Here is a 17,068-nt window from a genome sequence, read left to right on the forward strand (position 1 = left end):
CGATGCAACAGCGTCGACAGTTTCTGAAAAATGTCGCACTGGCCGGAACCACCGGACTGATCACGCCACTGAGCTTTGCTGAACAATTGCAGCAAAGCCAGCCCCGGATAAGCGCCGAACGCAGCCTGCATCTTTATAACATTCACACGGGTGAATCACTGAAAACCACCTTCTGGGCGGATGGTGAATACCTTGATGATGAAATCCAGCAGATCGACTTATTGATGCGTGATCACCGCGCGAACCAGGCAATTGCCATGCAGCGCCGGCTGTACGATAAGCTTCACCATCTGCAACACCTGTTTCACAGTCAACAACCTATGTATGTGGTGTCTGCCTACCGGGCGCCAAAAACCAATGCCAGTCTGCGTCAACAGTCCTCTGGAGTTGCTGAAGGCAGCATGCATATGCAGGGCAAAGCAATTGATATCCGGATTCCCGGCGTATCACACCGTCACCTGCATAAAGCAGCCATGGCGATGCGTTCTGGTGGTGTGGGTTATTACCCGAAAAGTGGTTTTATTCATATCGACACCGGCAGACGCCGTCACTGGCAAGGCGCCTGAAGGCAAGGTCAGCGCGCCGGGCTCTGCGGTCCGATGATGCGGCCAAAGCCGGCTTTTTCCAGCGATAACTGGATGGTGGCAACAATAATCGGGGCACTGTCCATCTGCATCACTTCTCCCAGCAGCTGCTGCGCCCATTCCATACTGATGCCACGCACAATCGATTTAACCTTAGGCAGGTTGGTGGCATTCATCGATAACATGTCGTAGCCCATCGCCATCAGCAACACCGCGCCCAGCGGATTACCGGCTAATTCACCACACACGCTGACCGGCGTTTTCTGTACTGCCGCTTGTTCAGCGATAATTTTTAACGCCGATAATACCGCCGGGTGGAACGCCTGATACAGATCGGCAACGCGTGGATTATTGCGGTCAACCGCCAGCAGGTATTGGGTCAGGTCGTTGCTGCCAACCGATAAGAAATCGACTCGCTGAGCCAGTTCACGGATCTGATACACCGCTGCAGGCACCTCGATCATGACACCGATATCCGGCATTTCTACCGCGAAACCTTCCTCCTGAACCTCGGCATGAGCCCGGTAAATCAGGTGCAACGCCTCATCAACTTCACTGATATGGCTGATCATCGGCAACATAATACGCAGATTATTCAGCCCTTCGCTGGCCTTCAGCATGGCACGGATCTGAACCAGAAAAATCTCCGGGTGATCGAGCGTCACGCGGATACCACGCCAGCCGAGAAACGGGTTAGCTTCATTGATCGGAAAATAGGTCAGCGCTTTATCGCCGCCGATGTCCAGAGTGCGCATGGTTACAGGTGCCGGCGCAAAAGTCTCCAGCTGCAGGCGGTAGGTTTTCTGCTGTTCGTTTTCACTGGGAAAACGATCTTTCATCATAAACGGCACTTCGGTGCGGTACAGACCAACCCCTTCAGCGCCACGGTCCAGGCTGCGAAGCGCATCGGTAATCAGGCCGGTATTTACCCACAACGGAATGCGGTGGCCATCTAGGGTTTCCGCCGGACAGTCTTTCAGCTCCTGCAGATCCTGCTGCAGCAACTGCTCTTCATGATAGATCGCCTGGTATTCTTCCCGTAATTCATCGTTAGGTGATGAAAACAATAAACCGCGATAGCCATCAACAATCAGTTCCAGGCCTTCCAGCTGAGCGTAGGGGACATCCACCACCCCCATAACGGTGGGAATCCCCATCGCCCGGGCCAGAATCGCTACGTGGGAGTTAGAAGAACCCTTAACCGAGACCAGGCCACGCAGTTTATCAGCCGGGACTTCTCCCAGCATGGAGGGCGTCAGCTCTTCGCTGACCAGAATGGTGTTAGCGGGGAAATCGACCGGGATCTCACTGCTGTCGTTGCCTTGCAGATGCGCCAGAATGCGGGTACCAAGATCACGGATATCCGTTGCCCGCTCGCGCAGGTAAACGTCTTCCATCACCTGAAAGTGACCGACATATTCTTTAACCACCTGACGCAAAGCTCCCTGCGCCCAGTTGCCCTGACGGATACGCTGCTTAACTTCCGCGCCCAACGCATTGTCATCGAGCATGTTCAGATAAACATCAAACAGTGCCAGCTCTTCCGGACGCAGATCCCCTTCCAGCTGGCTGCCCAGTTTCTTTATTTCTTCCCGGGCAGCAGCCAGTGCCAGATCAAAGCGCTTTAACTCATCATCAATGGACGATGGCACCTTATCGACCACTGACGACAAATCCGCCGCCGGTGTGATGACATAGGCCCGCCCCAGACCCACACCCGGAGCGCCGGGGGCACCATTAAAGCGGGCATTTTTTTTGCCGGATTTTTTCTTGTTGCCGGGTAAATCCAGAATATCGCCGGTCGCTTCAGCGTGAGCAATCACACCAGCCAGCTGAGCCGACATGGTTACCAGAAATGCTTCCTCACTTTCGTCAAACTGGCGGCTTTCACGCTGCTGCACCACCATCACACCCATCAGCCGTTTGTGATGGATAATCGGCACCCCCAGAAACGAACGGAACGGGTCTTCACCGGTTTCAGATACAAAGTGGAATTTCGGATGGGAGGGAGCGTCGTCGATATTCAGAGGTTCTTCGCGGGCACCCACCAGGCCAACCAGGCCCTGGGAAGAGCTCAGCGTCACCCGGCCGACGGCGGTTTGCTTCAGACCTTCCGTCGCCATCAAGACGTATTGTTTGATTTCCGGATCGTACAGATACACAGAACACACTTCGGTTTTCATGGCCGCACGAATCCGTGCGACCACGACATTCAGTGCCGCACTCAGGTCGGTTGCCGAACTGACTTCCTGAACAATGCGTCTGAGTATCTCGAGCATAACCTAGCCCGCTTTCCGTTGAAGTTTTGCCACCCGGGGGGCCAGTTCCGTCATGGCCCGGCGATAAACATCGCGCTTAAAAGCAACCACTTTCCCCAGCGGAAACCAGTAACTGACCCAGCTCCAGCCGTCGAACTCGGGTTTATCCCCGGATTTAACGTTAATCCGCGACTCATCCGCGATCAGTCGCAACAAGTACCATTTTTGTTTTTGTCCGACACAAACCGGGTGGCTGTCATGGCGGATCATCCGCCGTGGTAAGCGATAGCGTAACCAGCCACGGGTACACCCGAGTATCTGCACGTCTTCTTTTGTCAGGCCAACTTCTTCAGTCAGCTCGCGGTACAATGCCTTCTCCGGGGATTCCCCCTTCTTTATTCCCCCTTGGGGAAACTGCCAGGCATCTTGACCAATCCTCCGCGCCCATAACACCTGCCCTTTGTCGTTACAAAGGATGATGCCAACATTGGGGCGGTAACCCTGCTCATCAATCACAATGCCATCCGCCTGTATTCTGTCTGCTTCCCAAACTTGCTGATTTCTGCACAAAGGTCAAGTAAATCACTGTGTTAGCCGCACTGTGGCGACCTCTAGCGGACCTGTTCGGCCAGTTAATCCATCATACTGTTAGAACAAACACGTACTAATGTTTTTCTGCTTGAAACTCAGAATTATAAGGAAAGTATGCGCTCTTGCCCTTAGAATAGCGATTTATTTGTGTAACGTTTGTGAAAGAGGCTGACTCTCTTGGCACTAGTGATATTCGATTTAGACCACACCTTATTGTCCGGTGACAGCGACCATGCCTGGGGCCAGTATCTGGTCGATCGTGGGCTGGTCGAGCCGGCGGAACATCAGCGCCGCAATGATTATTTTTACCAGCAATACAAAGCCGGTACGCTGGATATCCACGAATACCTGACCTTCGCCCTGAAGCCTCTGACACAACATCCACTGGAACTGATGCTGGCAGAGCGCCAGCGCTTTCTGGATGAGCGAATTAAACCGCTGATCAGCCAGAAAAGCCGCGATCTGATTGCCAAACACCAGCAGGCGGGTGACACCCTGCTAATTATTACTGCCACTAACGGCTTTGTGACCTATCCCATTGCCGGACTGCTGGGGATAGAGCATATTATCGCTCCGGAACCGGAACTGATTGATGGCAACTATAGCGGCGCGATCGTTGGTATTCCGAGCTTCCAGCACGGCAAAGTGACCCGCTTGCAACAATGGCTGGAAGACAAACAACTGGATCTCAGTGGCAGCTATTTCTACAGCGATTCACATAACGACTTACCGCTGCTGGAACTGGTTGACCATCCGGTCGCCGTTGATCCGGACGACATTCTCAACGCCAGGGCACAACAACAAGGCTGGCCTGTGATCAGCCTGTGTCTTTAATACGGAGCAGACAATGGCATTGGCCCCCGGAGCACGTCCTCTCACGACGCTTATTTTTGCTATCCTGCTGACCGGCTGTGGCCAGCCAGCGGGTCAGGCGCCCGCTCAGCAGAAGCTGACTTTGCCCGGCAGCAATACGCCACGAACACCGGCGGCTGATTTAGATGCCTTCCGTTCCTACCTTGGCCTGACGGCTTATACCAGCCTGTCGAACGCCGCTCAGCAGGCGCAACAATTCGACCAGCGCTTGTCGGCGTTTTTGCACCAGCCGGATGCCACTCACCTGGTGCAGGCTCAGAGTGCCTGGCGGCAGGCCTATGACGCTTATCTGAATAGCCTGATCTACGCGTATTTGCCGATCAACGACCCGATCGAATGGCGCCAGAAAGGCATTGGTTACCAGGCTACCCTGGCATTACTGGATAGCTGGCCGATCGAAGGTGGCTACATAGACCACGTACCCGGCTACCCCTACAGCGGCATCGTGAACGATCTGACGCTGGAGCTGAGCGAACGCAACCTGCTTGAACAACACGGCTTCTCCGATCCAAGCTATGCCAGCCTGGGCTATCACGCGCTGGAATTTATGTTGTGGGGCGCCAATGGTGACCGCGATGCCAGCGACTTTATCGCCCGTGAAAATACCGCACCGGTTGTCATTGCTTCCGAAGGCAGTGCCGCGGAGCCGGAGAACAACCTCAATAACCAGGCCGCTGCCGCCAGCAGTCAGGTGCAGAACCACAACCGCCGGCGCCATTACCTGCAGTTGTTATCCAATCAACTGCTGGAGCATCTGCACCGGCTGTTGCGCCGTTGGGAACCCAGCAACGGTTATTACGCTGGCCTACTGGAAAAGACACCGGGCAATCAGGCCATGCTGGCCACTCTGATGGCCAGCCAGTCGCTGTTATCCAAAGAACTGCTTGATCGTCGTATGGCTTCCAACAGCAGCGAATTCAGTAATACCGGCATGGACGATATAGTCGCCATCATTAATGGTCTGAAACTGCTGTTATCTGGCCAGGAACACGGTCAGGGGATTATGGCTATTATTGCTGACACCCAGCTGACGCAGGACTGGCAACAGCAGTTTGCGCTACTGGATCAGAGCATCAGCGACTGGCAGGAGCAGGGGATGGCCAACGCCGAACTGAATCAGAAGGTACGGCTGCAGCTGATCCAGCTGTTATCACTGCTGGAGAAGACCGCCGAGTCTTTTGACCTGCGCCTTCCCCGCAGTGACGAGCTGAGCAGCCGCTGATACCCGGCAATGCCCCGCTGAACGCGGGGCGGGCAGATTTAACGGGTAGGTAAAACGCGGGCAAAAACGGCTTTCAGATAACGCGTTTCAGCAATTGCCGGCAACACCGGATGGTCGGCCCCCTGACTGCCGATATGCTGAATCATCACCTCACGATCCAGTTCACGCCCCAGAATACGCAACATATCCGGCAGCCGATCATCCCCCAGGTGCATCGAGCAGGACCCCGCCACCAGCAAACCATCTTTATTCAGCAGCCGCATCGCCAGCTGATTTAACCGTCGGTAAGCCTGTTCGCCGGCTTTGATATCCTTGCGCCGCGGAATAAAAGCGGGTGGATCGACCACCACGATATCGAACTTCTCGCCGGAATCTTTCAGCTGCTTCATCGCCTGAAACGCATCCCCTTCCCAGCAGTGCAGCTTTTCCTCAACCCCGTTTAACGCGGCATTCTGCTCTACCCAGTCGAGCGCCTGGCCAGAAGCATCGATGCAATGCACTTCACTGGCGCCATGATTGGCGGCCTGTACACCCCAGCCACCGACATAAGAAAAGACATCCAGCACCCGCTTGCCGTTCACCAGACGATTTAACACCGCGCGGTTTTCACGGTGGTCGTAGAACCAGCCGGTTTTCTGACCGTGAATCACCGGGGCCATAAAGTTGGTGTCGTTTTCAATTAACGGCGCACAGTTGTCTTCCAGTGCGCCATGCACGATATCGACGTATTCTTCCAAACCTTCCACAGCGCGTAACTTACCATCGTTTTTCAGCACAATGGTGGCCGGTTTCACCACTTTCATCACGGCATCAACAATATCCTGACGCCGCAGCTCCATCGCCATATTCGAGATCTGGATCACCACCACGTCACCAAAACGGTCGATCACCAGCCCGGGCAAGCCATCACTATCGCCATACACCCAGCGATAACACTGATGCGGGTACCACAGCTCGCGACTGCTGAGCGCCACTTTTAAGCGATGCACAATCAGTGAGGCATCCAGCGGCTGCTTGCTGTCGCGACTGATCAGCCGGGCGCAGATCAGCTGCTCGGGGCTGACGATTGCGCGCCCCAGCGCTTTGCCACTGGCGGCCTCGATAATTACTTCCTGACCCGCCTGCAAGCCCTTCAGCGGCGTCTGAGCGGTATCCACTTCATTGGAGTACACCCATAAATGGCCACCTTTCAGGCGACGTTCGGCTTTGTTTTTTAAACGCAGGCTAATCAGCATAACAACCTCAGGGTGTGCACAGAGCGATAACGGAAACAGCCGCGCATTATACCCACCAGCCCTGAAAAATCGCCCTTCGTAACACGACGGATAACAAAGGCAGCAACAAAGACACAATCCTGTCCCGGCAAAGGTGGTTTCATGACCTACACTGGAAGCATCAGTTTTGGCGGATAATGTCTTATGGCTCAGGAACTTAGTGAAGATCAGATCAAACACATTCTGCAGGGCATCCGGATTCCGCCGCAGCCTCAGATCCTGGTCGACCTGCAGATGGAACAACTGATGCCAGATCCGGATATTCAGGCGATTTCCCGTCTGATCCGCCAGGATGTTGGCCTGGCGGGTACCATTCTGAAGGTGGTGAATTCGCCGTTTTATGGCCTGCGCAACCGCATTACCTCGGTCGACCAGGCGGTTAATCTGATTGGCCTGAACGGCGTGATCAACATCATTAACGGTGTTTCAATCAAAAGCCAGATGAGCGATGAAACCATCGTCAATATGAACCGCTTCTGGGACACCGCCACCGATATTTCTCAGGTAGCCACTCAGATCGCCAAACAGGTGGGTTATCCCAACCCCAATCTGGCGTACCTGCTCGGGCTGTTTCACAACTGTGGCATTCCGCTGCTAATGGGGCGTTTCGCGAATTATCTTGAGGTGATGGAGCAATCTTATGCTCATGACCCACAACAACGGGTCATCGATATTGAAAACCAGCAACTGAATACCAATCATGCGGTGATTGGTTATTACACCGCTAAATCGTGGAAACTGCCCGAACTGCTGTGCGAGGTGATCGCTGAGCACCACAACGTGTTGCGTTATTTTAACGCCTCAAACCATAAAGATTCGGAACTGAAAACCCTGTTGGCAATCCTGAAAATGGCAGAACATATATGTGGAAACTACCGCATTCTCGGCAAACAGGATGAAGACTACGAGTGGCAGGTGATCGGCAATGAAGTGCTCGCCTACTTAGGGTTAGGCGAATACGACCTGGAACAAATGGAACTGAACTTTGCTGAGATGGGCATTGGCGTGCAGAACTATCGCTAAGATCGCGACTGACTGTCGCGGACAGGGTCCGCTCCTACAAGTGGCCCGTAGGAGGGGACCTTGTCCCCGACAAAATGGCTGAAAACGTTGAGTTACTTCAATCCCATCGCCTGCTGCATAACATGCTGCTTCACCGGCAGTAATTTATCGAACCAACGCAAGCCTTCGTTGCGCAACAAGCGCAACAGCGGCGCCTCAGCGGCAAACAACTCTTTAAAACCCTGCATGGCCGCCATGGTGGCCAGATTATCGGCCTGGCGACGACGCTGATAACGCGCTAACACCGCAGCACTGCCAATATCGAGCCCTTTGTTAAAGCCGCGCACCAGCTCCTCCGCCAGCACCGCTGCATCTTTAAAACCGAGGTTCACTCCCTGGCCAGCCAGCGGATGAATGGTGTGAGCCGCATCACCGGCCAGCACCACACCATCGCACCAGTACTCTTTCGCATGGCGCTGACGTAACGGGAAAGCGACACGCTGACTGCATGACAAAATCTGACCTAAGCGACCTTCGAACGCCTCAGTAAGCGCCTGGCTGAAAGCCCCGTCATCCAGTGCCAGCAGTTGTTCCGCTTCTTCCGGCGTCGTAGACCAGACGATCGACGCGAAGTGTTCGTTGCCGGCCAGCGGTAAAAATGCCAGCGGTCCCTGCTGACGGAAACGTTGCCAGGCGGTTGCCTGTAGCGGCTGCTCACATTCCACCGACGCGACAATCGCGTGATGATGATAATCCCACTCACGGGTCGCCAGTCCGGCCCACTGCCGTACCCGCGACAACGCACCGTCTGCTCCCACCACCAGCCGGGCTAATAATGTTTCACCGTTTTCCAGCACCAGCGGCGTATTGCCCGCACTATCACGGTTATCCAGATAACGCACCGGCTGGTGAATAAAGCTCACCGCCGAGTCATCCAACACCTGCTGCAGCGCCGCTAACGTCTGCCGGTTTTCTACAATATGGCCGAGGTTATCCACATGCAGATCGGCGGCTGAGAAGTGCACTGCCCCGGTGCCTTCACCATCCCAGACTTTCATTTCGGTATAAGGTGACAGCGCCTGTGGCGGAATGTGTTGCCAGGCTCCGACGTCCTGCAGCAGCTGTTGGGTCTGTGCCGTTAACGCGCTGACGCGCAGATCGTAATCAGTCAGCGACTGAGCAGGCACCGGCTGGCTGATGCGCGCCGGGTCCACCAGCGCAATCGATAACGGCCGACGACTGTTTTGTTGTTGCTGCTGCAATAGCAGCGCAGCAGCAATGGCCTGCCCTACCAGCCCGGCACCAACAATCACCACATCATATTTTTTTTCAGACACGTTACTGGTCTCCAACATTAACTTCCTGGCGCGTCATATGGCATCAGACCCTGGCAGCGCGCTGGCCCAGTCCCATGGCGTGCCGGGCAAACAGCTTGCGTGCGGTGGGCGCCGCCGCCAGGCCTGACAAACCGGCATCCCGGACAAACGCCAGCGCCGAGTTCTGGCTGGCAAATAACTTCGGTAAGGCATCACTGGCAACAATGGTATTCCGCTGATCGGTTTGTTGCTGTTGCACATAGCCCTGCAACAGCGCCAGATCTCCCAGATTCTGACCGCGGCGGTATGCACGGTTCAGATGTTCGGCCAGCACCGCGGCGTCACGCAATGCCAGGTTAAAGCCCTGGCCGGCAACCGGGTGCAGACTGTGGGCGGCATTGCCGAGCAACACCAGCGAACGACGCACCTGTTCTTTGCTTTGCAGCAGCGCCAGCGGATAACTCAGACGCTCTCCAACCCGGATAAATTTGCCCAGCCGCATGCCGATCTGTTGTTGCAGGCGCTGCAGAAAAACGTCATCCGCTAACGCCCGGACCTCATCAATCTGGTCATCCGCCAGCGTCCAGACCAGCGCGAAACAACGCTGCTGTAACGGCAACAAGGCGATTGGGCCGGCACGGCTGAAACGTTCATAGGCCCAGTGATTATGCGGCTGATCACATTCCACCTGAGTCACCAGCGCATGACTGCCATATGGCTGACGTGAGTGGCGGATGCCCAGCTGAGCAGCCAGTGGCGAACGACCACCGTCGGCCATCACCAGCAACTGAGTTTGCAACTTGCGACCATCGGTGAAGGTTAGTTCAGCGCCTTCGGCATTCATCTGGACGTTATCAGCTTCAGCGGGAGCAAACAGTTCCACATTGTCCAGCTGCTCTATGTTGGCCAGTAAGCCCTGACCCAGAGCGCCATTTTCAATCACATAACCCAGTGCTGCGGTATTTTGCTCTGCCGCGTGTAAATGAGCCTGGCCAAAACGGCCCTGATCGGACACCTGAATATGTTCAATCGCACACGCGGCCGGCGCCATAGCGGGCCACAGTCCCAGTTTTTCGAATAACTGCTGAGTACCGTAGGATAAGGCCGTGGCGCGGCCATCAAAGCTGGGCGGGCGCTGGCTGATATCCGTGCTCCACTGCTCTTCTGTTAACGGCTGGCGATCAATCAGCGCGACGGTTAAACCCTGCTCACGCGCCGGACGCAGCAAATGAATCAGGCTGGCGCCCGCCATGCCCGCCCCCAGAATGGCAATATCAACGTTGTGTTCGCTAGTCATCGGTAGATCCAGTTATTGTCGTCATTCGGCAGCGGAAGATAATGCCGGGTATTCGCTCCCGACACGCGGTGAATACATCCATGTACGCTCGACTGCCGCATCCCTGCGGCAGACGGTCGTCAGCAAATACCCGGCATCACCTTCCAACACAGACCGAGAATACTCAGGCCATCAGATCTTCAATGGCATCAATGGCTTTCGGCACGTCGACGGTGAGCACCTCACAGCCGTCAGCGGTGACCGCCACATCGTCCTCAATGCGGATACCGATTCCACGCCATTGCTCATCAACGGACTCATCATCCGGACTGATGTATAAACCCGGCTCAATGGTTAACACCATACCCGGCTCCAGCACCCGCCATTCGCCATCAACGCGGTATTCACCGACATCATGTACATCCATCCCCAGCCAGTGACCGGTTTTATGCATATAGAACTGACGATAGCTTTCCTGTTCGATGATCTCGGCGGCATCACCTTGCATCAGGCCCAGTGCTAATAAACCATCCACCAGTACCTTAACCGCCGCTTCATGTGGCTGGTTCCAGTGATTTCCCGGCTTTACCTGCTCAATAGCGGCCAGCTGCGCATCCAGTACCAGCTGGTACAGAGCTTTTTGTGGCTCGCTGAATTTGCCGTTGGCCGGGAAAGTACGGGTGATATCGGCGGCGTAATAATCCAGCTCACAACCGGCATCGATCAGGATCAGATCGCCGTCTTTAATCACTGCGTTGTTCTGGGTGTAATGCAGAATGCAGCCATTCTCGCCGCTGCCAACGATGGACGGGTAAGCAGGCCAGCGACTGCCGGCGTCCATAAAGGTACGCAGGATTTCCGCCTCCAGCTGATATTCCATCATGCCGGGCTTCACCATCGTCATCGCGCGTTTGTGCGCATCGGCACTGATGATGGCTGCTTCACGCATCACCGTCAGTTCAGCGTCGGATTTCACCAACCGCATTTCGTGCAGCAGATGATCCAGAGCGCAGAATTCGCGCGGTGGCGTAGCACCGTTGCGCACCTGAGTTTTGATATGATTAACCCACATCATCAGCTGATGATCGAAGTCCTGGCGCACCCCGAGGCAGGCATAAATACGATCTTTGCCTTCTAACAAACCCGGCAGAATGTCGTCGATATCCGTTACCGGGAAGGCATCATCCGCTCCCAGTACTTCAGGAGCAGCTTCCGGGCCGACACGACGGCCGGTCCAGATTTCCTGTTCTTTAATTTTTTCCTGGCAGAACAGCACATATTCGCCGTGTTCGCGCCCGGGTAACAACACCAGCACCGCATGTTCTTCGCTGAAGCCACTGAGGTAATAAAAATCGCTGTCCTGACGAAACGGATGTTCGACGTCCCGGTTACGGGTCGTCAGCGGCGCAGACGGAATAATCGCAATTGAATTCGGGCTCATCGCCGCCATCAGTTGCTGTCGGCGGCGGGCGTATTCCTGTGGTTCCAGTGTTACAGACATCTCGGCTCGACCTCAGTGCAGGGTTTTGGGTGAGTTTTCAGCGGCGGGTTTCTGATTCATACCATAAAACACCGTCAGCGCCGCAACGCGGGCATGTTCTGCCAGTTCCATATACAGGGTTTCGTTTTCCGGGTCCTTCGGATCTTCGATGGTGGCGTTGGAAAACGCATCCAGATCGCGCAACACTTCCATCACATCGTCCGGCAGCTTATTGCCCTGTAATTTACCCGACGCACCAATGCCATCGAGAAAACCTTTGCTCCACTGCGCCAGGCAATCGACCTGTTCGACCACATCGGCTTCATCATCCGGTGGCAGCAACGGCTGATAACTCATGTCTTCACCACTCAGACCAGTGAGCAGCTGCTGATAGAAGTCCACTAATGCGACCTTCAGTTTGTCCTGTGGTGCCTCATCCAGCTCCAGATAATCTTCCGCTTCGCGTAACCAGTTTTCGGTGGTTAACCGCGCACCACCACACAAATAACCGGTCAGCCAGCCGTGTAAGGCCGACGGCGTCTGGTAACAACGGGACTCCAGCCACAGGTCGGCCATTTCTGAAAAATCGATATTCATAAGCATCTCTCGGAAAAACGCCTCATTCTAACATTGCCGCCAGCAGCGATGCTCGGCTCTGGCGCATTTATTTATCCGCCCGCGTGGCAAACCACCATTTGCCAGCCAGAATTGACCTGCTTAGCTGCCGCCTCTTATAGTAGAGCGCTGAACCGGACTTCTGACGAACACGATGCAAGATTTACAACTGCAACATTTGCAACAAAAAATCGAAAAGCTGCTGCAGGTGCACGAACAATTGCGCGCCCAGAATCAGGCTATGCGCGCCGCCGAAGCCGACTGGCAGGCGGAGCGTGCCAAACTGATGCAGCAAAACGAAATTGCCCGTCGTAAAGTCAACGAAATGATCAACCGCCTGCAAACCCTGGAGCGCAACAGTGGCTAAAGCGAAAACCCTGGAACTGACCATCCTCGACCGCGATTACCGCGTCAATTGTCCCGATGGTGCCGAGGTTGAACTGCGCAATGCCGCCCGCTATCTGAATGAAAAGATGGTGGAAATCAAAAACGCCAGCTCCACGGCCGGGAAAGTGCTGGGCACCGACCGCATCGCAGTAATTGCCGCACTGAACATCGCCCACCAGCTGCTGGAATTGCAGCAGGATCATCAGGGCCGTTACGAGCGACTGGATAAAATCCATCAGTTGATTGATGACGCACTGGATAAAGAATCTCAGCTGGAACTGTAACCTGCCTTTCTCATAATTTTTTCCGGGTCAAGTCAAAAAAGCCTTATTTTTTAGTGTTTTTTCGCCCTGCGGACGGATCTCAAGCGCTGTTGCTTTTGTTATACTGGCGTCGCTCCCTGGGGTGTTAGCCAGTCAATAAAGACCTGAGCCGATGCTTTTTATTATGGAAGGTTCATTCGCTGATGTGTGCATGTCCGCTCGACGGAAAGCCTGATTCAGTGTCTGGCCTGCCACCTTGGACCACAGGGTTCAAGGCCTTTATTTATGACAGCGGCACAGTGGGGAGCCCTGTTTCTTTTTCCTGTTATCAGCTGCTACCTCTCTCAGAACTCGCTGAGCCACCATCACCATGAATAAATCCGACCTTCGCAAACTGATCCGTAACAAGCGTCGCCGCTTACCGCTGGCTGAGCGTCGCCGGGCGGCCCGCCAGCTGCTCTGTCAGTTACATCAGTCGAGTCGTTTTCTGGCAGCCCGGCGGGTCGCCCTGTACCTCGCCAACGACGGTGAAATCGATCCGCAGTTTGTGATCGACGATCTGCAACAACGCGGCAAACAGGTACTGCTGCCGGTATTACACCCGCTGAAAAGCGGCCAGCTGAGTTTTGTCCGGTTGCATAAAAACACCGTAATGCGCCGCAACCGTTATGGCATCAGCGAACCGGACTTTCGCCATGGCCAGCGGGTCAACCCGCGCTTTATCAGCGTGATTTGCCTGCCACTGGTGGCGTTTGATGAACAGGGCAACCGCCTGGGCATGGGTGGCGGCTATTACGACCGCAGCCTGGCATTCAGTCACCAGAGCGGACAAAAACCGGATCTGATTGGCTGTGCTTATGAGTTTCAGCAGGTGCCACAACTGCCGGCAGAAGCATGGGATATCCCACTGCATGCCATCGCTACCAATGGCCGGTTCCGACAGTTCTGATTAAGACTGGAATAACGCTGACGAGGTCAGCGGATACTGCTTTCTGAAGCGATGACGCTGGCAGAACGTTTTTCTTCTGCGGTCATGCCTGTGATCGCGGCCCCCAATGCCACCACCATTGCCAACAGGACTAATACATCCGGCTTCTTCATTTTTACTCCCCAGTTTAATGCCCGGTGCATGATCGTTATTTGCCATGCGGTTTATTATTTATCCGGGGCCACATAACACCCCGGCCAATATTCTTAGTCGTCGTAGTGACAGTACGATGATACTCTGTGAAAGCTGAGCGATAATTCGTCAGCAAATGTCAGACCACTCTGCCTCTAACTGCAACAAGCTTATGAAATACTGGTTACTTAAATCCGAGCCCGACGCTTATAGTTATTCTGATCTCGAAAGCGCGCCGAATCAGCGCACATTATGGGACGGAGTACGTAATTATCAAGCGGCAAAGCTGCTGAAAAATGAGATGCAGGTTGGAGATCTGGCATTTTTTTACCATTCCAGCTGCAAAGTTCCGGCGGTTGTGGCGTTGTGCCGCATAACCCGCACCGGTATTACCGACCCAACCAGCCTTGACCCGCAATCGCGCTATTACGATCCTAAATCCAGCGCCGAACAGCCTCGCTGGATAACCGTTGAAGTTGCAGCGGATGCGCCATTGCCGCGAGCGGTTTCCTTAAAAGAGCTGAAACAGCAGCCGGAACTGCAGGATATGGTATTGCTGAACAATGGCCGCTTATCGGTGCAGCCGGTAAGCCCGCAGCAGTGGCAGTTTATTCTGCAACTGGCACACAACAGCAGCCACTGAAATGGCGGCTAAAGCGCCATATACTGTTGCCGCTCACCGTCCTGAATGGTTTGTGCCTGATGCATCAGATCGGCCGTATCCAATAACGAGTGGCCCGACTGAATTACCCCCTGTCGTATCTTCCAGAAGGTCACCGCGTTCAGTGCAATCATTCTATCGGTGGGTTCAAACCCCATCAGCGGCTTTACCAGCGTGCCACTGAAAGTGGACTGACTGACCACCTGATTGCCTTCCGCCACCAGCTCATCCACCGCAATCGTGAAATCGTCAAAAGCGTCCTGAATGGTCTGCACCACCACCCCCATATTCTGCAGCGTCATCGGTTTATCGATCATGCTGGCATGGTAAGTAAATTCCGGTGCCGCTAACGAGCGTGCGAGATTAAAACGTTTCTGATTCCAGGTCAGTTCGATAAATTGGCGAATCAGTTTTTTATTATTGTTGCTTCGTTCTTCCATGGGATTCCTCTGCTTTCAACTTCCGTGTTAACAGCGACCTTCCCGGTCGCTTCCCTGTACATCTGTTTACCGAATCAGCCCAGATTCAGCCAGTCCGCCACCTGCTGATAAATACGGGCGCGGTTCTGCACCGATTCGTTCACCAGATGGTGTTGCCCGCCAGGCAACATCAACACCTGCCGATGGGGGAACTTTTGCGACAGGATGGACAGATTATGACACCAGTCCACGGTGTTGTCTGCGTCCCCCTGTATGATATTGAGGGCCACTTCACACGTCGGCCGTGCTTCGATGTAGGGAATCCACTGACGCAATGCACCAACCCAGCGCACACTCAGATGACGCGGCTGCAACGGGTCCTGTTCGGCAATAAATTTCAGGAAGCGGGCGTCAGCGGAGTTGGGATTAAACTCACGTTTCACCCGCCGCAGGACCAGGCTGAGAATGCTGTGTAACAGGCGACCGCGGCGCCAGCCTTTCGGCCGCACCAGCGGTGCAAATAACGTCACCGCCTGAAATGGCGACTGCGCCTGAGTCAGCTGACGCTTAAGCAGATAATTGATGGCGATCGCGCCGCCGGTACTCTGGCCAAACAGATACAGCGGGGCAATTAAGTGTGCCTGTACCTGCTGCAACACCAGGCTGAATATTTCGTCATATTGCTGAAAACTGTCGATCGCAGCCCGCTCGCCGGATGACAAACCATGGCCGGGTAAATCAAAAATGACCACGTCCAGCTGCTGACGCAGACAAAACTCAATCAGTGAGCCATAAATACCCGTGTGATCGTAATAGCCATGCACAATCAGCGCCGTGCCACGGGCCCCGGGCTGACGCCACAACTGCACGGCAATGTCATACACCTGAGTGTGTAACATACCGGCAAAATGGCTGACCTGCGCCAGACCGTCAAAATCGAGCTGGTAGTGACGCCGATAGGCCTGCCATTGCTCGCTTTCGGCCAGGCCGGGTGCCTGCCACTGCAGCTCCGGGATTTCCTCAATCAGGGATTCCCGGCTCCAGCCGCTGTCGGATTGCTCGACATCCACCACGTCTCTCCAGGCAAACGATAAGTTCATAACGGTTTAATCCGCCATCGCGCTAACAGGTTCATACACGTTAAAACTGTAGGCATAAGGATTCGGGCCTGTGGCGGCAAAATCTTCTCCCGCCACCTTCTTCCAGGCGTCGCGGTCGAATTCCGGGAAGCGGGCATCACCGTCAACGACGGCGTGTACCTCGGTAAGATACATACGATCCACCAGCGCTAACGCCAGGCTATAAATTTCCGCCCCGCCAATAATCATAGCCTCCTGCTGACCGTCGATCAGGCAAATATGCTCTGCCAGCTCACGCGCGGCTTCCAGGCTGGACACCACTTTCACACTGTCGTTGGCAGCCGGCGGCTGATAGTCCGGCTGCCGGGTGATGATGATATTACTGCGCCCGGGCAGTGGCCGGCCGATACTCTCGTAGGTTTTACGGCCCATGATCACCGGCTTGCCCAGCGTGACCTGTTTAAAATATTTCAGATCATTGGGCAGATACCAGGGCAGTTTATTATCGCGGCCGATCACACGATTTTCGGCCAGCGCAACGATCAGGGAGAGCTTCACAGGATTATCCGCTTGGTTGAACAAAAAGCAGATGATAACGAGCAGACGACGGAAATGTAACTCACGGATAACACCAGTGCGCTGTTATCC

Annotated in this window: 19 protein-coding genes and 1 other RNA gene; 9 read left to right on the forward strand and 11 right to left on the reverse strand. The window is 54.7% G+C overall.

The genetic code is table 11. From position 1 onward, the window contains the following. The first annotated feature begins 2 nt into the window (after positions 1–2). The gene (locus ACFOMG_RS17335; protein ID WP_376868524.1) at positions 3–566 is read left to right on the forward strand and encodes a DUF882 domain-containing protein; all 564 of its coding nucleotides are present in this window, start codon (positions 3–5) and stop codon (positions 564–566) included. Positions 567–574: 8 nt separating this feature from the next. Here ACFOMG_RS17335 and ptsP read toward each other — a convergent pair whose 3' ends face one another. Then, positions 575–2,863 carry a phosphoenolpyruvate--protein phosphotransferase gene (gene ptsP, locus ACFOMG_RS17340; RefSeq protein ID WP_376868526.1) on the reverse strand — a complete coding sequence of 763 codons (2,289 nt, stop codon included), beginning with the start codon at positions 2,861–2,863 and terminating at the stop codon, positions 575–577. A 3-nt stretch (positions 2,864–2,866) separates the two neighbouring features. Next, on the reverse strand, positions 2,867–3,358 hold the full coding sequence (gene rppH, locus ACFOMG_RS17345; protein ID WP_376868528.1) for an RNA pyrophosphohydrolase: 492 nt from the start codon (positions 3,356–3,358) through the stop codon (positions 2,867–2,869). 252 nt (positions 3,359–3,610) lie between these two features. Between rppH and ACFOMG_RS17350 the strand changes: the two genes are divergently transcribed. Further along, on the forward strand, positions 3,611–4,267 hold the full coding sequence (locus ACFOMG_RS17350; protein ID WP_449237037.1) for a histidinol-phosphatase: 657 nt from the start codon (positions 3,611–3,613) through the stop codon (positions 4,265–4,267). A 13-nt stretch (positions 4,268–4,280) separates the two neighbouring features. After that, complete coding sequence (locus tag ACFOMG_RS17355) at positions 4,281–5,528, forward strand: imelysin family protein (protein WP_376868529.1); 1,248 nt, start codon at positions 4,281–4,283, stop codon at positions 5,526–5,528. 38 nt (positions 5,529–5,566) lie between these two features. On the opposite strand, the gene ACFOMG_RS17360 is transcribed toward ACFOMG_RS17355, so the two are convergent. Continuing rightward, positions 5,567–6,763 carry a class I SAM-dependent rRNA methyltransferase gene (locus ACFOMG_RS17360; RefSeq protein WP_376868530.1) on the reverse strand — a complete coding sequence of 399 codons (1,197 nt, stop codon included), beginning with the start codon at positions 6,761–6,763 and terminating at the stop codon, positions 5,567–5,569. 183 nt (positions 6,764–6,946) lie between these two features. On the opposite strand from ACFOMG_RS17360, the gene ACFOMG_RS17365 reads away from it, so the two are divergent. Next, positions 6,947–7,825, forward strand: a complete 879-nt coding sequence (locus tag ACFOMG_RS17365) for an HDOD domain-containing protein (protein ID WP_376868532.1) — start codon at positions 6,947–6,949, stop codon at positions 7,823–7,825. A gap of 92 nt (positions 7,826–7,917) precedes the next feature. On the opposite strand, the gene ACFOMG_RS17370 is transcribed toward ACFOMG_RS17365, so the two are convergent. The 4 genes from ACFOMG_RS17370 to ACFOMG_RS17385 all read right to left on the reverse strand — a co-directional run bounded on the left by ACFOMG_RS17370 (position 7,918) and on the right by ACFOMG_RS17385 (position 12,473). After that, complete coding sequence (locus ACFOMG_RS17370; protein ID WP_376868534.1) at positions 7,918–9,159, reverse strand: UbiH/UbiF/VisC/COQ6 family ubiquinone biosynthesis hydroxylase; 1,242 nt, start codon at positions 9,157–9,159, stop codon at positions 7,918–7,920. Between the two features lie 25 nt (positions 9,160–9,184). Then, complete coding sequence (ubiH, locus tag ACFOMG_RS17375; protein WP_376868536.1) at positions 9,185–10,417, reverse strand: 2-octaprenyl-6-methoxyphenyl hydroxylase; 1,233 nt, start codon at positions 10,415–10,417, stop codon at positions 9,185–9,187. 163 nt (positions 10,418–10,580) lie between these two features. Beyond that, the gene (gene pepP, locus ACFOMG_RS17380; RefSeq protein WP_376868538.1) at positions 10,581–11,897 is read right to left on the reverse strand and encodes a Xaa-Pro aminopeptidase; all 1,317 of its coding nucleotides are present in this window, start codon (positions 11,895–11,897) and stop codon (positions 10,581–10,583) included. Between the two features lie 12 nt (positions 11,898–11,909). Beyond that, positions 11,910–12,473 carry a UPF0149 family protein gene (locus ACFOMG_RS17385; protein ID WP_376868539.1) on the reverse strand — a complete coding sequence of 188 codons (564 nt, stop codon included), beginning with the start codon at positions 12,471–12,473 and terminating at the stop codon, positions 11,910–11,912. A 172-nt stretch (positions 12,474–12,645) separates the two neighbouring features. On the opposite strand from ACFOMG_RS17385, the gene ACFOMG_RS17390 reads away from it, so the two are divergent. The 4 genes from ACFOMG_RS17390 to ACFOMG_RS17405 all read left to right on the forward strand — a co-directional run bounded on the left by ACFOMG_RS17390 (position 12,646) and on the right by ACFOMG_RS17405 (position 14,090). Next, on the forward strand, positions 12,646–12,858 hold the full coding sequence (locus tag ACFOMG_RS17390) for a TIGR02449 family protein (protein WP_376868540.1): 213 nt from the start codon (positions 12,646–12,648) through the stop codon (positions 12,856–12,858). Then, entirely contained in the window at positions 12,851–13,162 is a 312-nt protein-coding gene (locus ACFOMG_RS17395) for a cell division protein ZapA (RefSeq protein ID WP_376868542.1), read from the forward strand. The genes ACFOMG_RS17390 and ACFOMG_RS17395 overlap by 8 nt, the downstream gene beginning before the upstream one ends. A gap of 110 nt (positions 13,163–13,272) precedes the next feature. Then, a non-coding RNA gene (ssrS, locus tag ACFOMG_RS17400) (6S RNA) lies at positions 13,273–13,451 on the forward strand. A 60-nt stretch (positions 13,452–13,511) separates the two neighbouring features. Continuing rightward, positions 13,512–14,090 carry a 5-formyltetrahydrofolate cyclo-ligase gene (locus ACFOMG_RS17405; protein WP_376868543.1) on the forward strand — a complete coding sequence of 193 codons (579 nt, stop codon included), beginning with the start codon at positions 13,512–13,514 and terminating at the stop codon, positions 14,088–14,090. 26 nt (positions 14,091–14,116) lie between these two features. Here the strand turns inward: ACFOMG_RS17405 and ACFOMG_RS17410 are convergent, their stop codons facing one another. Further along, on the reverse strand, positions 14,117–14,242 hold the full coding sequence (locus ACFOMG_RS17410) for a hypothetical protein (RefSeq protein ID WP_376868544.1): 126 nt from the start codon (positions 14,240–14,242) through the stop codon (positions 14,117–14,119). Between the two features lie 191 nt (positions 14,243–14,433). Here ACFOMG_RS17410 and ACFOMG_RS17415 point away from each other — a divergent pair, with 191 nt between their 5' ends. Further along, complete coding sequence (locus tag ACFOMG_RS17415) at positions 14,434–14,904, forward strand: EVE domain-containing protein (protein WP_376868546.1); 471 nt, start codon at positions 14,434–14,436, stop codon at positions 14,902–14,904. Between the two features lie 8 nt (positions 14,905–14,912). Here ACFOMG_RS17415 and ACFOMG_RS17420 read toward each other — a convergent pair whose 3' ends face one another. The 3 genes from ACFOMG_RS17420 to ACFOMG_RS17430 form a co-directional block, all read right to left on the reverse strand. After that, positions 14,913–15,362: an ester cyclase gene (locus ACFOMG_RS17420; RefSeq protein WP_376868548.1), complete on the reverse strand. Its 450-nt coding sequence runs from the start codon at positions 15,360–15,362 to the stop codon at positions 14,913–14,915. Positions 15,363–15,436: 74 nt separating this feature from the next. Next, positions 15,437–16,441: an alpha/beta hydrolase gene (locus tag ACFOMG_RS17425; protein WP_376868549.1), complete on the reverse strand. Its 1,005-nt coding sequence runs from the start codon at positions 16,439–16,441 to the stop codon at positions 15,437–15,439. Between the two features lie 6 nt (positions 16,442–16,447). Then, on the reverse strand, positions 16,448–16,978 hold the full coding sequence (locus ACFOMG_RS17430; protein WP_376868550.1) for a dihydrofolate reductase: 531 nt from the start codon (positions 16,976–16,978) through the stop codon (positions 16,448–16,450). Positions 16,979–17,068: the final 90 nt, after the last annotated feature.

The organism is Bacterioplanoides pacificum (genome assembly GCF_042648445.1).
Lineage (GTDB): Bacteria > Pseudomonadota > Gammaproteobacteria > Pseudomonadales > Oceanobacteraceae > Bacterioplanoides > Bacterioplanoides pacificum.

Bases quoted from the DNA above. Each gene is read 5' to 3' on its own strand.
- ACFOMG_RS17335 (WP_376868524.1), top strand. From the start codon at position 3: ATGCAACAGCGTCGACAGTTTCTGAAAAATGTCGCACTGGCCGGAACC.
- ptsP (WP_376868526.1), bottom strand. From the start codon at position 2,863: ATGCTCGAGATACTCAGACGCATTGTTCAGGAAGTCAGTTCGGCAACC.
- ACFOMG_RS17355 (WP_376868529.1), top strand. From the start codon at position 4,281: ATGGCATTGGCCCCCGGAGCACGTCCTCTCACGACGCTTATTTTTGCT.
- ACFOMG_RS17360 (WP_376868530.1), bottom strand. From the start codon at position 6,763: ATGCTGATTAGCCTGCGTTTAAAAAACAAAGCCGAACGTCGCCTGAAA.
- ACFOMG_RS17365 (WP_376868532.1), top strand. From the start codon at position 6,947: ATGGCTCAGGAACTTAGTGAAGATCAGATCAAACACATTCTGCAGGGC.
- ACFOMG_RS17370 (WP_376868534.1), bottom strand. From the start codon at position 9,159: ATGTTGGAGACCAGTAACGTGTCTGAAAAAAAATATGATGTGGTGATT.
- ubiH (WP_376868536.1), bottom strand. From the start codon at position 10,417: ATGACTAGCGAACACAACGTTGATATTGCCATTCTGGGGGCGGGCATG.
- pepP (WP_376868538.1), bottom strand. From the start codon at position 11,897: ATGTCTGTAACACTGGAACCACAGGAATACGCCCGCCGCCGACAGCAA.
- ACFOMG_RS17385 (WP_376868539.1), bottom strand. From the start codon at position 12,473: ATGAATATCGATTTTTCAGAAATGGCCGACCTGTGGCTGGAGTCCCGT.
- ACFOMG_RS17390 (WP_376868540.1), top strand. From the start codon at position 12,646: ATGCAAGATTTACAACTGCAACATTTGCAACAAAAAATCGAAAAGCTG.
- ACFOMG_RS17405 (WP_376868543.1), top strand. From the start codon at position 13,512: ATGAATAAATCCGACCTTCGCAAACTGATCCGTAACAAGCGTCGCCGC.
- ACFOMG_RS17410 (WP_376868544.1), bottom strand. From the start codon at position 14,242: ATGAAGAAGCCGGATGTATTAGTCCTGTTGGCAATGGTGGTGGCATTG.
- ACFOMG_RS17415 (WP_376868546.1), top strand. From the start codon at position 14,434: ATGAAATACTGGTTACTTAAATCCGAGCCCGACGCTTATAGTTATTCT.
- ACFOMG_RS17420 (WP_376868548.1), bottom strand. From the start codon at position 15,362: ATGGAAGAACGAAGCAACAATAATAAAAAACTGATTCGCCAATTTATC.
- ACFOMG_RS17425 (WP_376868549.1), bottom strand. From the start codon at position 16,441: ATGAACTTATCGTTTGCCTGGAGAGACGTGGTGGATGTCGAGCAATCC.